12 protein-coding genes are annotated in these 13,977 nt (G+C 69.6%); 10 read left to right on the top strand and 2 right to left on the bottom strand.

Features of this window, described 5'->3' with window-relative positions:
• Positions 1-12: 12 nt before the first annotated feature.
• The 5 genes from OEB96_RS34770 to OEB96_RS34750 all read left to right on the top strand — a co-directional run bounded on the left by OEB96_RS34770 (position 13) and on the right by OEB96_RS34750 (position 7,104).
• Complete coding sequence (locus OEB96_RS34770; RefSeq protein ID WP_266221155.1) at positions 13-474, top strand: hypothetical protein; 462 nt, start codon at positions 13-15, stop codon at positions 472-474.
• A gap of 78 nt (positions 475-552) precedes the next feature.
• Complete coding sequence (locus OEB96_RS34765) at positions 553-3,507, top strand: M16 family metallopeptidase (protein WP_266221154.1); 2,955 nt, start codon at positions 553-555, stop codon at positions 3,505-3,507.
• A 238-nt stretch (positions 3,508-3,745) separates the two neighbouring features.
• On the top strand, positions 3,746-5,458 hold the full coding sequence (locus OEB96_RS34760) for a hybrid sensor histidine kinase/response regulator (protein WP_266221153.1): 1,713 nt from the start codon (positions 3,746-3,748) through the stop codon (positions 5,456-5,458).
• Positions 5,459-5,572: 114 nt separating this feature from the next.
• On the top strand, positions 5,573-6,259 hold the full coding sequence (locus OEB96_RS34755) for a protein-L-isoaspartate(D-aspartate) O-methyltransferase (RefSeq protein ID WP_266221152.1): 687 nt from the start codon (positions 5,573-5,575) through the stop codon (positions 6,257-6,259).
• 80 nt (positions 6,260-6,339) lie between these two features.
• Positions 6,340-7,104, top strand: coding sequence for an ICP22 family protein (locus OEB96_RS34750; protein WP_266221151.1), 765 nt, complete (start codon positions 6,340-6,342; stop codon positions 7,102-7,104).
• A 9-nt stretch (positions 7,105-7,113) separates the two neighbouring features.
• Here OEB96_RS34750 and OEB96_RS34745 read toward each other — a convergent pair whose 3' ends face one another.
• Positions 7,114-7,926 (bottom strand): tetratricopeptide repeat protein, encoded by an 813-nt coding sequence (locus OEB96_RS34745; RefSeq protein ID WP_266221150.1) that lies wholly within the window; start codon positions 7,924-7,926, stop codon positions 7,114-7,116.
• A gap of 25 nt (positions 7,927-7,951) precedes the next feature.
• A complete protein-coding gene (locus tag OEB96_RS34740; RefSeq protein ID WP_266221149.1) occupies positions 7,952-9,421 on the bottom strand; it encodes a serine/threonine-protein kinase in 1,470 nt (489 codons plus the stop codon).
• Positions 9,422-9,759: 338 nt separating this feature from the next.
• Here OEB96_RS34740 and OEB96_RS34735 point away from each other — a divergent pair, with 338 nt between their 5' ends.
• From OEB96_RS34735 to OEB96_RS34715, 5 genes are all read left to right on the top strand, one after another.
• Positions 9,760-10,338 carry a hypothetical protein gene (locus OEB96_RS34735; RefSeq protein ID WP_266221148.1) on the top strand — a complete coding sequence of 193 codons (579 nt, stop codon included), beginning with the start codon at positions 9,760-9,762 and terminating at the stop codon, positions 10,336-10,338.
• Entirely contained in the window at positions 10,335-11,960 is a 1,626-nt protein-coding gene (locus tag OEB96_RS34730) for a glycosyltransferase family 39 protein (RefSeq protein WP_266221147.1), read from the top strand. Before OEB96_RS34735 ends, OEB96_RS34730 begins: the two co-directional genes overlap by 4 nt.
• A gap of 71 nt (positions 11,961-12,031) precedes the next feature.
• Positions 12,032-12,670, top strand: coding sequence for a DUF6249 domain-containing protein (locus OEB96_RS34725; protein WP_266221146.1), 639 nt, complete (start codon positions 12,032-12,034; stop codon positions 12,668-12,670).
• Positions 12,670-13,284: an RNA polymerase sigma factor gene (locus tag OEB96_RS34720; protein WP_266221145.1), complete on the top strand. Its 615-nt coding sequence runs from the start codon at positions 12,670-12,672 to the stop codon at positions 13,282-13,284. Before OEB96_RS34725 ends, OEB96_RS34720 begins: the two co-directional genes overlap by 1 nt.
• Positions 13,281-13,790: a hypothetical protein gene (locus tag OEB96_RS34715; RefSeq protein WP_266221144.1), complete on the top strand. Its 510-nt coding sequence runs from the start codon at positions 13,281-13,283 to the stop codon at positions 13,788-13,790. The genes OEB96_RS34720 and OEB96_RS34715 overlap by 4 nt, the downstream gene beginning before the upstream one ends.
• Positions 13,791-13,977 lie beyond the last annotated feature (187 nt).

Below are 13,977 nucleotides of genomic sequence, written 5' to 3'. Positions count from 1 at the left end.
GAGGTGCGGGAAGTGGACGGCCGGACGCTGCGTCTCCTGCCCACGCTGTGCGCCGCGATGCTCGCGGCCGCGTGCCTCTACCCCGACCCGGACGTTCCCCCGCCCCATACCACCAGCGGCCCCGTGTTCCCGGGCACGACGCTCGGGAACGGCGACACCGGCAGCACGGTCGCGGTCGACGAGACCGGGACCGGCGCGGGCTCCGGATCCGGATCCGGCACCGCCTCCGGCACGAGCACGAACGGCTCCGCCTCGGCCGGTAGCAGCGAGGGTTCTTGCATGGCGGGGCAGGAGGGCTGCCCCTGCACGGGAGGCGGCACCTGCGATCCCGGTCTGCAGTGCCTCTCGGGCCTGTGCGTCGACGTGGACGGCGGCTGTCCCGTGGGCAGCGAGGGCTGCCCGTGCACGCCCGGAGGCGGCTGCGATCCAGGCCTGTCGTGTCAGTCGAGCGTGTGCGTCGATCCGGGCGGGTGACCGCCGATCGACGGCGGACGGATGTTTCGTCGCCGTACCCCGAGCCGGCCGGCCCGCCCTCGTGCTACCAACGAGGCCGTGCCGGGCCCGTCTTCCTTCGCGCTGTCCGTCCTGCTCTCCTTCGCCGTTCCCGCCGCGGCATCGTCATCGGCCCAGCCGCCCACCACGGACGAGCCCGACGCCGCGGCCCGCGTCTCGATCCCGCAGCCCGCTCCCGGTGATCCGCTCGCGGTCCGCCAGCTGGTCCTCCCCAACGGCCTGACCGTGCTGCTCTCCGAGAACCACGAGCGTCCCGAGGTCTTCGGCGCGATCGTGGTGCGCACCGGCGGCAAGAACGATCCTCCCGACCAGACCGGCATGTCGCACTACCTCGAGCACATGCTGTTCAAGGGCACCACCGACTTCGGCACGCTCGACTGGGAGAAGGAGCGCCCGCTCCAGGAGCGGCTCGAGCAGCTCTACGACGACCTCGCGGCCGCGCCCGACGACGATGCCCGCAAGGCGGTCCAGGACGAGATCGCCAAGACGGTCCAGCAGACCTATGCGTACGCGGTGCCCAACGAGCTCGATCAGCTGCTCGAGGAACTCGGCGGCACCGGGGTCAACGCCTTCACCACCTACGACGAGACCGTCTACCACAACACCTTCCCCGCCTCGCAGATCGAGACCTGGCTGTCGATCTACGCCCATCGCTTCGAGGACCCCGTGTTTCGCTTGTTCCCCACCGAGCTCGAGGCGGTCTACGAGGAGAAGAACATCGCGATCGACACCACCGGCTACGAGATGTTTCGCCGCTTCATGAAGGGAGCGTTCCCCGACCACCCCTACGGGAGCAACGACATCCTCGGCGAGATCGAGCATCTCAAGCGGCCGCCGCTGCGCGCCATGAAGGCGTACTTCGAGCGCTACTACGTGCCGGGCAACATGGCGCTGGTGCTCTCGGGCGACTTCGACTCGGCCGCGATCCTGCCCGTGATCGAGGCCGGGTTCGGCCGCTGGAAGGCCGGTCCCGATCCCGCGCCTCCGCAGTACCCCGTGGAGCCGTTCGACGGCAACGAGCGCCTGCGCATGCGTGCGACCCCGGTGAGGGTGGGGGCGGTGGCGTATCGGACCGTCCCCGAGTCGCATCCCGACTATGCGGCCCTGCAGGTCGCGCGGCGGCTGCTCTCCAACGAGCAGCGCTCGGGCTACATCGATCGCTTGTCCGACGAGGGCAAGGTCCTGTTCGCGGTGCACGTGCCCGCGGACCTGGCCGATCACAACCTCGACGTCGTGGCCTACGTGCCGCGGGTGGTCACCCAGACCTTTCGTGGAGCCGAGCGCCGAATGGTGCGCGAGCTGCATCGCGTGCGCGATGGAGACTTCGACGACGCGACGTTCGAGGCCCACAAGGAGGGCCTGTGGACCGAGCAGAAGGCGCTGTGGGAGGACAACGAGGAGCGCGCGCTGACCATGGCCCACGCCTTCGTGGCCCAGGAGCGCGGCTGGGAGGGGTATCTCGACTACCTCGACCACCTGCGTACGCTGACCCGCACCGACGTGGAGCGCGTGGCGCAGGAGCTGTTCGGTGACCAGCGCCTGGTCATGCGCTCGCGCATGGGCTTCCCGCGCAAGACCCGGCTCGACAAGCCCGAGTACCCGCCCGTGGAGCCGCCCCGCGGCAAGCACTCGTCCTACTTCGAGCAGGTGCGGGCCCAGCCCAAGCCCGCCCCGCGGCTGCAGCTGGTCGATCCCCGGGCCGACGTGCCCAGCCAGCAGCTTCGGCCTGGCGTGACGCTCACGACCGGTGCCAACCCGTTCAACGATCTCTACCAGCTCGAGCTTCGCTTCGGGGTCGGGCAGGACTCGATGCGCGAGCTCGACGTGCTCGCGGCCTACCTCCCGCGGATCGGCACCAGCGCGCGCACGGGGCAGGAGCTGCGCGAGCAGCTGTCTGCCCTGTCGACCACGCTCGAGGTCGAGGCCGAGCTGTCGCGCTTCGTGGTGCGCCTGTCCGGCCCGCAGGCGCACCTGCCCGAGGCCCTCGGCCTGCTCGCCGAGCTGATGGCCTCGCCGCGCGCCGAGGGCAAGCCGCTGCGACAGGTGCGGCGCGAGATCTGGGCCTTTCGCCGCTACGATCGCCAGGACGCGGTCAACGTCGGCCGGGCCCTGCGCGACCACGTGCTCTACGGCGAGGACTCGCCCCAGCACCGGGAGCATGGCTACTGGGGCGCACGCATGCTCACCGCCGGCGGGCTGCTCGACACCTGGCAGCAGATCCAGCAGCGCGGCGTCGAGGTGAGCTACGTGGGCCAGGCCTCGGCACGAGAGGTATCCACCCTGGTGCGCGAGCGCTTGCCGCTGCCCGAGCAACCACGTCCCCTCAAGCCGCGGGTGGTCTACGCTCGCTCCTCGCCCGACGAGACCACCGTGTACTTCGTGCCGCGGCGAGATGCCGTGCAGACCCAGCTATGGTTTGCCGTCGAGGGCGATCCGGTTGCCAAGGTCGAGGTCCCCGCCGCGCTCGCGTTCGGCGAGTACTTCGGAGGGAGCATGGCGGGCCTCGTGTTCCAGGAGGTCCGAGAGTTTCGCGCGCTGGCCTATGCCGCCAAGGGGGCCTATCCGCTCGATGGCAACGTCTACCAGCGGGGTCAGCTCATCGGCTACGTGGGCTGTCAGGCCGACAAGACCTTCGAGGCACTCGACGTGATGGTCGGGCTCATCACCGAGATGCCCCAGCGGCCCGAGCGACTTCCCATGGTCAAGGGCGCGCTGGTGCGCAGCTTGGAGACCGCGAGCCCCTCGTTTCGAGATCTGCCCCAGGCGGTCGCCGATTGGCGTGCGCAGGGCTATGGCGAGGACCCGCGGCGGTGGCTCTTGCCCGCGTTCGAGGCCCTCGAGTTCGAGGACATCGCGCAGTTCTACCGCGAGCACGTGGAGGGGCGGCCGGTGGCGATCATGGTGGTGGGCGATCCCCGGAAGGTGAAGGTCGAGCAGCTACGAAAGTACGGGACGCTGCGTAGGGTGCGAGAAGGAGCGCTCTACAGCAGGTAGGGCCCACATCGTGGCGATCTCGATGCTCCGAACGGCTCGATCGGCCGAACGATGCCGAAGTGGGCGATGATGAGGGCGGATGTGAGCCCGATGCCCCGGGATCGGGCTCCCCGCGGCTGAACTTGACCCAATATGGGGCCCCAACGCGGGGCCCACATTGGGGGCCCCACATTGGGGCCCGAGCGCGAGGCGATCATGAGAAGCCCATCACCGGTGCGTTTGCTACCATTGCGCTTCGGTGAGGTCGTTGGACTCAGCCGCGGGCATGCGCTTCGAACGCTCGATGACCTTGGTCGAGGCCGTCGACGTCGCGGCCGATTCGACTGGCAAGATCGAGCTCGCTGCCGCCGAACAGTGTCTCGAGCGAGGGGCCGCCGCCACCGAGCTCGGACCCATGCTGTCGCGGCTACGCGCCTCCGAGCTTCGCTATCGCACCATGGTGCGATCGGCTGCCGACGCGATCCTCGTGTCCGACATGGAGAGCGCGTACTTCGTCGACATGAACCCGGCCGCGTGCGAGCTGTTCGGCTACACCGAGGACGAGCTGCGCGAGCGCAATGGTCGCTCGCTGTGTGCCGCCGACGAAGAGCACACCGTCGACCGAATGTCCAAGCGCCTGGTCGCCACCGGCCATGCATTCGAGCCGCAGGTCCAGATGTGCCGCAAGGATGGATCGCGGTTTTGGGGCTCGCTTCGCATGTCGGCCTACCACGTGGGTGACCAGCAGCTCTACGTCGCCATCGTGCGCGACGTGACCGATCAGGTGGCGCGCCAGCAGCAGCTCGCCGAGTCCAATCGCCGCCTCGAGCAGGCGCACGAGCGGCTCATGCGATCCGAGCGGCTGGCTGCCTTGGGCCAGCTCTCGGCCACCGTCGCCCACGAGATCAACAACCCGTTGCAGTTCATCGACGTCAACCTCGGGGCCATTCGCGATCTCCTGCTCGAGCGCGGTGCCTCGCACGAGATCACCCAGCTGCTCGACGACGTCCGCGACGGCGTGGACCGGATCTCTGCGATCACCCGCGACCTCTCGTCCTTCACCCGCGCCGATCCGCGCCGCGTGGTCGCCGTGGATCTCGACGAGGTGGTCCAGCGTGCATGCCGCATGGCCAAGAACGAGATCCGGCACCGAGCCCGGCTGGTGCTCGATCTGCGGACCTCGCGGCCGCTGTTCGCCGATCTGGGCAAGCTGACGCAGGTGGTGACCAATCTCGTGGTCAACGCCGCCCACGCCGTCGAGGAGGGGCGCGCCGATTGCAATCAGATCACGGTGACCACCCAAGAACTCCCCGACGGGCTGCGCCTCACCGTGAGCGACACGGGGGCCGGGATTCCCCCCGAGATTCGCGAGCGGATCTTCGAGCCATTCTTCACCACCAAGCCCGCAGGACGTGGGGGAGGTCTGGGGCTGGCGGTCTGCTCGGACATCATTCGCTTGCACCGGGGCACCATTGGAGTGCGCAGCGAGGTGGGCCAGGGCACGTGCTTCGAGGTCTGGCTGCCGTTCGACAATGCCCTGGCCCCACCGCCCGCTCCCACGCCTCCCATGGCCACCGCCAAGGGCCGCGGTCGGGTGCTCGTGGTCGACGACGACGAGCTGGTCCGGCGCGGCCTCGGGCGCATGCTCGGGCTCGATCACGACGTGGTCCTGGCCGACGGCGGCGAGGAGGGCCTGGCCATCCTCGAGCGCGACCGCGCCTTCGATGCGATCCTCTGCGATCTGATGATGCCGGTCATGGATGGCCCCGCGTTCCATGCCGCACTCTCCGATCTGGCCCCCGAGCTGCTGCCGCGCCTGGCGTTCTGCAGCGGCGGAGCGTTCACCCCCAGGGTTCGCTCGTTCGTCGACTCGGTGCCCAACTCGCTGCTCGCCAAGCCCATGCGCCGCGCCGAGCTGCTCGACGCCGTGGCAGGGCTGATGGCGGGCGGCACCGCCGCGCCCGATCGGTGACGCCGCCGCCTCGGGCATGGGACCCCGTGGCGCCCGAACGTCTGCGCCATCGAAGATGCGTGGCCGGCCGAGCGCATGCGTGCCGAGCGTGCAATGGTTGGTCTCGGTCGGACGATGCCCTCCGAGCCTCCCGCGAAGTCTCCCGTGCTCCTGTCGTCGGGGTCCCAGGCGCCTCGTGCCGAGGAGCGCGAGCGGATGGTGCGGACTCAGCTCGAGGCTCGCGACATCACCAACGCCGACGTGCTCGCGGCCATGCGGGCCGTGCCCCGACACGAATTCGTACCCGACGACCTCGTCGACCAAGCCTACTGCGACGGCCCGCTCCCGATCGGTCACGGGGTCACCATCAGCCAGCCCTACGTCGTCGCATTGATGATCCAGCTCGCACGCGTCCGCCCCGGTGATCGCGTGCTCGACGTGGGCACCGGCTCGGGCTACCAGGCCGCGGTGTTGGCCGCCATGGGGGCCGAGGTCTACGGCCTGGAGATCATCGAGTCGCTCGCGAGCGCCACCGAGCAGCGGCTGCGACGCCTGGGCTACTCCGCGACGATTCGCGTGGGCGACGGCTGGGCGGGCTGGCCGAAGCACGCACCCTTCGATGCCATCGTGGTTGCGGCCGCACCCACCGCGATTCCTCCCGCGCTGACCGACCAGCTCGTCGAGGGCGGGAGGCTCGTGCTCCCGCTCGGGGGCCGTGGGCGGCAGGATCTGGTGGTCGTCACTCGAGCCCCCACCGGGGTCCACCGTCGGACCGTGATCCCGGTCGCGTTCGTGCCCATGACCGGTCGGGCCCAGCACTGAGGTGTTGCGGCTCGTGATTCCGACCGCGGCCAGGCTGCTCGCGGTGCAGGGTCGATCCTCTGCTACGCTCCCGTCCGCTCATGGCATCCGCCGCCACGGCCTCGTTGCTCCTGCTCGTCCTGCAAGCCTCCGCTGCGGAGCCCGCTGCGCCGTCCGTGGTGCCCGAGCCGACCGTGCCTCGCGATGCGATGCCCACGAGTCCCGCCGAGGACTCGGTGGTGCCCGAGCCCTCGGAGCCCTCGACACCGGCCCAGCCCATCGAGCCCTCTGCAGGCACGTCACCGGTGATCGAGGACGAGGAGCCGACCACCGAGGGCATACCGCCCGTGCCCGTGCCCGTGCCCGTGCCCGAGGGGACGAGTCCCACCACCGAGAGCCCCGACCAAGGCCTCGGGCCCAGCGACGGCGATGTCGAACCCGCGGACGAAGACGATCCCTTTGGTGACGACGCGGACGCCGACGATCCCTTCGGCGAGCAGGACGACGGCGGCCCGGGGACCGACGACGCCCCCATGCCCGACTACGATCCGCGCATCGACAGCCCGCAGGCCCTCCGAGCGCGCCGCTGGATCCGCACGGGCATCGGCACCGCGTCGGCCGGAGGCGCGCTGCTCGTCGGCGCGATCATCATGGGTGCCTCCGATCCCTGCACGCGCGCGGCGGGCAACAGCTGCCAGGTGGAGGCACGCAACCGGGCTGCGCTGGTCATGGGCATCCCCGCCGCCATGCTCATCGGCGGCGGCGCAGCGATGATCGGCGTGGGCTCGTTCCGCCGAAGAGCGCTCGCCATCGACCTGCAGGCCAGCCGCAGCTCGTTTGGGATCGAAGTCCGCGGTCGCTTTTGAGCCGCGCCTTCAGGGGCACTCGCGAGGCGGGGGAGGAGGCTGCCCGCGTCGTCGCGCTCGCCGATGGACCACCAGCGTGACCACGGTGGAGGTCAACGCGATCGTACCCGCGGCCGCCGCCCCGACCCCGAGACCGAGGCGGGTGCGGTCGTCGTCCGAAAACGCCGCGCCCAGGCCCAGCCCGACGGCGGCGGTCGAGCCGGCGATCCCCAGGCCCGCCATTGCCCAGAGCGCTCGGCGTGGTGGGGAAGGGGCGCTCGCTGGCGACGTCGACAGCTCGATCGTGTGGACCTCGCCTCCCTCGAGCATCACTTCGCGGCGCGCGTGATCGGCATCGATCCGATGCATGCCTGGCTCGGTGAGCATCGCCCCGCGCTCGCCATCGTCGGTGGGCAACGGTCGACCATCGAAGCACACGACTCCCGGTGAGTCGCCGAGCACTCGCACCCATGCCACGTGCGGTCGACTCGCGGACTGTATGGCCAGGATCTCCTCGCGCTCCTGGTCGTCCTCCGCCTGACCCAGCAGCTCGTCGAACGTCCTCCACGCGTCGACGTGCCGGCCCAGGCGCTGCTGGGCGAGGGCCACGTTGAAGAGCGTATCGGGGTGGGGAGCCAACGCTTGCGCGCGCGAGAACTCCACGAGCGCGTCGTCGTAGCGCCCTTCCTTGTAGGCCCGCACACCGTTGCCGAACGCTCGACCGGCGGTGACCACGTCATCCTGCTCGGTCTGGTCCGGCTCCGCGTCTCGGTGCAGAACACTCGCCGTCGTGGCCGCGTGTCCCCACGGCGACAGCGACAGCACCAGGGCCAGGACCATCACGGTTCGCGAGCATACGCCGGAGCGCCTACTGGGCGTAGGGGTTGCGCTCGCGCAGCGTCGGCTCCGTGTCGCGACGCTTGACCTTGCGTCGGATCATGCGGCGCGGGATCTCTCCCCCGCTCGTCTCACCACCGGCTCCGGTTTCCGCACCGACGCCATCGGTCTCGGCCATGGGCTCGCTCGACCCGTTGGTCTCGATGGTCCCCGGCTCGGCCGAAGGGGAGGGGAGCGCGGAGGACGGAGGCCCCACGCTCGCCGGATCGAGACGCGGCGGATCGGCCTGCGGCGAGGCCGGTTCCTCGGCCATGAGCCCCGACGACGGAGGATCGGACACGATGCTGCCGGCCTCGAAGCGCATCGCATCATTGGGGGCCTTGGTGCCCATCGTGGGCAGCAGGCGCACCGTTCCGTAGAGCCCGCCAAAGACCACCAGCGCCGCCGCGGCCCCCAGGGCCATCCAGCGCATCGAACGTCCGCCTCGGCTGGTGAGCGCCGGAGCCATCGGCTCGAGCGGCGTCACCGTGCCGATCTCCGGCAGCGCCACCCGCACGATGTCGGCCAGGCGCGCCTTGATCTCCGCCGAGCTGTGTCCGCAGCACGCCAGCTCCTGCGTCAGCGCATCGGCGACGTCGAGCGCCGTCGCGTAGCGGTCCGCGGGGTCGGCCCGCAAGCAGCCGAGGACGATGTCGACGATCCACGACGGCACCGCGACCTCGCGCAGGCCGGCCTCGATCTCGGCCGCATCGCAGCGTTGCAGCCGCTCGAGGGTGGCCGTCGTGTGCGTGTCGCCGAACGGCACCTTGCTCGTGCACAGCTCGTAGAGCACCGTGCCCAGCGCGAACACGTCGCTGCGTGCATCGAGGGTCTCGAGCCGTGCCTGCTCCGGGCTCATGTACGGCAGCTTGCCGCACAGCACGCCCACCTGCGTCAGGTTGACGTTGGAGTCGGCCTTGGCCAGCCCCAGATCGATGAGCACCGCCCGCCCGCTCTGATCGAGCATCACGTTGTGCGGCGAGAGGTCCCGGTGCACGACGTTGAGCGGCCGCCCTTGCTCGTCGGTGGCCGTATGGAGCGCATGCAGCCCGCGTGCAACCTCGGCCACCAGGTGCGCCGCTTCGATCGCGGCGAACGGCTGGTTGCGTTGCGCCATCAACTGTCGCAGCGTGGCGCCCTCGACGAGCTCGAGGACGAGGTAGCAGTATCCCTTGTCCTCTCCCGCATCGATCGTCGCCACCACGTTGGGATGACGCACCCGCGAGGCCAACCGCGCCTCTTGATGGAATCGCTGACGAAAGCCCGTCTCCGACACGAGGTGCGGGTGCACGACCTTGAGGGCGAACTCACGGGCAAAGCCTCCCGTCGCCTCGAGCCTCGCGAGGTACACCGTGGCCATGCCGCCGGTCGCAATGCGTCCGGTAATCTCGTACCGACCCAGCCGCGACGTCGGCGGCGGAGGGCTCATGTCATCGAGCACGAGTCGGTCGGGAATCGACATGGCGGACGGGCTGCGGTTCGGATTGGTCTGTCGCCCTGGCTTGCCCTAACATGCGCGCCCCCATCGGCAGGGCAGCAGGTCGGTGGGTCCGAGACCTCGACGTGCTCGTGGCATTTTGGTGAGCCGGCTTGCCGAATGTAATCATACCAACGGATCACCCCGACGCCGCTAGCCCCCTGCTGTCGTTTGCTGCCCGCGCTTTGGTGGCCATGGGTGCTCGGGTGGAAATCGCCGAGGGGGGTGAAAACCTCGTGCGCTCACTCGCGGGGGCTGCTGCCCCCGGCAACGCGCGGGATCGCCCCGCCGACGCGCCTGCCCCCAGCGCCGCCAGACCATCGGTGGCCACGGGCGTCACGGACTTGCACGGGCCGTCCATCGTCTCGTCCTCCAGCACTCCGATCGCGCTGGTCCAGGCCGAAGGCCTCCCCAACCTGCTGCACGAGCTCGTTCACGCGGTCCAAGCGGGCCGCCTCGATGACGACCACGGCATCGACTACACCGCCATCCCCTTCGATCTGGACACGGCCGCGGGGCGCGCGATGCTCTGGGACGAGCTGGCCTGCTGCGTCATCAGCTGCGCCTATCTCCGGGGGTACGGTCGTGCCGCGCGCGCAGGTTCCAGCCCGGCCGCCGTCCAGGCCGAAGTCGACCACTGGCTGTGGGAGCAGGTCGAGATCCAACCCGTCTTCTACGGCTTGCAAGACGATCCCTGCGGCTTCCTCACGCGCGTGGGGGCGTTGTTGAACGAGCACGGCCCCGAGGCCCACGCGGTGCTCGAGCGCGCCTATGCGGCCACCGAGCGAGCCCTGCGGGAGGCCGGAGCCGATCCCGAGGTGGCCGAGGTCGCGTGGCGTCCATCCTTCCACGCCTTGTGGCCGCGGCTGCTGCAAGGGCACTCTGCCGCGGAGCCTCGATGAGCGAACGGACGAGGAAGTGGGCCACGCGTGGCGCTCGGGTGTTGGCCCGGGGTCTATGGGAGCACCGCTGGCTGTGGGTGCTGATGCTCGCGGCCTTGGTGGTGCGCTTGCACTGGAACCTCGTTGTGCATCCCATCGAGGACTACCTCTACTCGGACATGCGGGGCTACGTGCGCCGCAGCGCATCCCTGTTCGAGGTGTGGTGGGAGCCCCGCGAGTACGACGCCTTCTATCCCTACGGCACCCACGTGCTCATGTACGCGATCCAGGCCGTATTCGGCGATGGCCCCGACGACTATCGCTCGCTCGCGGTGGCCTTTGCGATCATCGGTGCATTGCTCGTCGGCTTCGGCTATGCGCTGGCCCGCCGCGTCACTCACCACCCCGCGCTGCCTCCCATCGTGGGCCTGGTGCTCGTCGCCTACTACCCGCTCATCTCGCTGGGTGGCTACGCGCTGTCCGAGGTCCCGTTCTCGTTTTGTCTGGTGTCGTCGACCTTCTTCCTGGTCCGCATGGCCCAGGACGGTCGGACGCGCGACGCCTATGCCGCGGGGAGCCTCGCGGCCCTCGGTGCGATCATTCGTCCCCAGCTCCTGGCCAGCATCGGCCTGCTGGGCGTGTTCTGGCTGGTGGCCCGCAAGCGCCTGCCCAGGCTGCGCGTGGCCCTGATGCTCCACGCCCTCGTGCCGCTGCTGCTCGTGCTGGGCTTCTCCGCCTGGCGGTTCCACTACCACACCGATCGCTACGGGCTCATCTCGGAGAACGGCAAGTTCAACCAGGTGTTCGGGCGCTGCCACAACAACAAGATCTTCGCGCTGCCCGACAACCCGACCCGGCGACGCACCAGCTTCGGGCCACCGCCACTCATCCAGCTCGCCAAGCGCGAGGCCAAGATGCCCGGCGTGTGGCCCGGCATCGATCCCGCGCTCAAGGACGAGCGCAACGGCGGGCTCGAGCTCGAGTATCGCGGCTACATCGGCGACTCGAAGATCCTCGGCGACTACATCCGCCGGTGCATCGAGACGACCGGCTGGGCCAAGCAGCTCGAGTACAGCCTGGTCAACGTGCTGCTGCTTTGGCGCTACAACGTGATGTGGCCCGACTCCGGCAAGGGCGAGTGGCGGGAGCACGCACGCAAGTGGGGGGTGATCCACACCAACTCCTTCGCCGTGCCCGCGCTCGTGGTCGCGTTCCTGGTGGTGCTCGCTCACCCGTTCCTGTGGGCGTTGTGGTCCTTCGTGCTGCGGCCCTTGTCGTATGTCGTGGTCCGGGTGTTCGTCCCACGTCGCACGAGGCGTCGCGCATGGGACGGGCTTGCCGCAGCCGCCAAGCAAGCGCTCGCCGCGATCGCGGCCTGGCAACGAAACCGGGCAAGCGGTCTGACGATCGTGGCGCTTCACCTGTGGGCGATCGTTGCCATTGCCGCGCTCATCCTCGGCGGGGTTCGCTTCCGCTCCCCCTACGATCCCTTCATCATCATTCTGGCCGTGGAGGCCTATGGCATGGCGGCCTGGCTGACGTGGCAGGCGAGCCAGCTGGTCCTGCGAGTCCTGCGCAGGCAGGATGACCGCGGGATTCCCGCGGCAACCCACGGCGAGTCCTCGGCGAAACAGGGGGAATGACCACGGGGTCGAAGCGTTGTCCGCGCGCACCCCGTATACCTAGGGCCGACGCCTCGGCTCCCTGCCTGCCCATGACATCCGCACGAATCCCCGTTTCCGTCGTCGGCGGCCTTGCCGCCTCGTTGTTGGCGTTCCTGGCATTCGTGCCGCAGGCCCATGCCGCTCCCCTGGGGCTCGGCGGGAGCTTCGGACTCGGCACCGAGGTGATGGGCATCGTCGACGGCTTCGCCCGCGCGATCATCCACGGCGGCGACATGTGCGTGGACGGCTTGTCCTCCCTCGGCGGGATCCTCGGTCTCGACCCGCATCGCGCGGGCGACTCGGTCGAGTGCCACGATCTACGCGGGGTGGGCTTTGCCTTCCTGGGCCTGGCCGCGGTGGTCGTGATCGCCATCGGACGCATGCGCCTGGCCACCGAGCAGCGCCGGCTCGAGGTGGCGCGCCACCTGATCGAGCGAGGCTTCGAGCCACCCGATGGAATGTTCACCGCGCCCGCACGCCGTGACCTCCGCAAGGGCGTCGTGCTCGTGTTCGCGGGCCTGGGCTTGCTCGTGGCCGGCATGATGCTCGGCGACCGGGGCATGGCGGCCGGCGGTCTCGTCCCCGCGTTCATCGGCATCGGCTACCTCGTCAGCTACCGACTGGCCACCGCCGAGGCCCACGAACCGTCGCGCAAGGATGCCCGGCCGGATCCCAGGGAGGTGCGGTGATGACCAACGCTTCGAGTGACACCCTGTCCATCCTCGAGCCCGGCCTGCTCACCGGCCGCGAGCCGCTCGAGCTCGATGCCGTCGCCGAGCCCACGCTCGTGCTGCGGGCCGGTCGAGGCGATCGCGTCGCCTTCGCCGAGCTGGTCCGTCGTCATCAGTCCAAGGTCCGGGCGCTGTTGCTGCGCCTGTGTGCCGATCGGAGCCTCGCCGATGATCTGGCGCAGGAGGTGTTCCTTCGCGCCTATCGAGGTCTTCCGGCGTTCGAGGGGCGCTCGAGCTTCGGCACTTGGGTCTATCGCATCGGCTACAACGTCTACCTGAACCACCGCACCCGGACTCGCTCGTTCGCCGCGCTGCCCGAGGACTACGACGTGCGAGCGGCCGCGCCCGATGATGCGCTCAGTGCCCCTCGTGCCGATCTGCGTCGCGATCTCCAGGCCGCGATCGACGAGCTGCCCGAGCGCTATCGGGCGGTGATCGTGCTCTACTACCTCCAAGAAGTGTCCTATCCGGAGATCGCCGAGATCCTCGATCTCCCGCTCGGCACGGTGAAGACCCATCTACATCGCGCCAAGCGTTTGCTACGGCAGCACATGGGAGGAGCGCTGCCGTGAACGACGATGCTGCGCTCGAGCGCCTCGACGCGATCCTGGCCGAGCTCGAGATCTCGTCGGCTCAGCTACGCGAGGATCCATGGGGAGACCAGTGGCTGCCACAGGAGGCGCGTGCGCTGGTCGAGCAGCATCCGCAGTGCCGGGCCGCACTTGCGGAGTACGTCGAAGGCGAGCTCGCGCTGTGGTCGTCGTCGCAAGATGCCACGCCTTCCTTCGATCCCTTCTTCACCGCCCGCGTGGTGGGGTCGCTGCCGAGCCCGCGAACGGGAACTCGTCTACCGCCGCTCCAGCGCGCGATGTTGCTGGGCACGTTCCACGCGGTCGCGGGCGTGCTCGCGTACATCGTGCTCACCATGGTTCCGGAGTCCACCGCGCGCTGGGCCGAGCAGGCTCATAGCGTGTTGTCGTGGGGATCGGAGCTCGGGACGTCGGCCCTGGTGGTCGCCATCCTGGGTGGTGCGGCGCTGACCATGTTCGTGCTCACGCGCTCCCGTAGCGCCGCGTAGAGAGCGCACCTCATCGAGGGAGCAGCCACGCGCCGCGGCGGGATGCATGTGACGTTGCTCAAGACCCCGGGGCGGTGGGTGTGCTCCAGGACACGGCCTCCAATCTGGGCCTTTGCCCCCCTCGTTGCATACTGCGCGAGCGGGCCCGTCTAAGGGCGCCCGAGGTTCCCCATGGCAGCTCCTGCGC

The organism is Paraliomyxa miuraensis, from assembly GCF_026337845.1.
Classification (GTDB): Bacteria; Myxococcota_A; Polyangia; order Nannocystales; family Nannocystaceae; genus Paraliomyxa; species Paraliomyxa miuraensis.
Note: the sequence above shows the minus strand (reverse complement) of the source record. Positions and strands in the feature narration are given on the sequence as shown.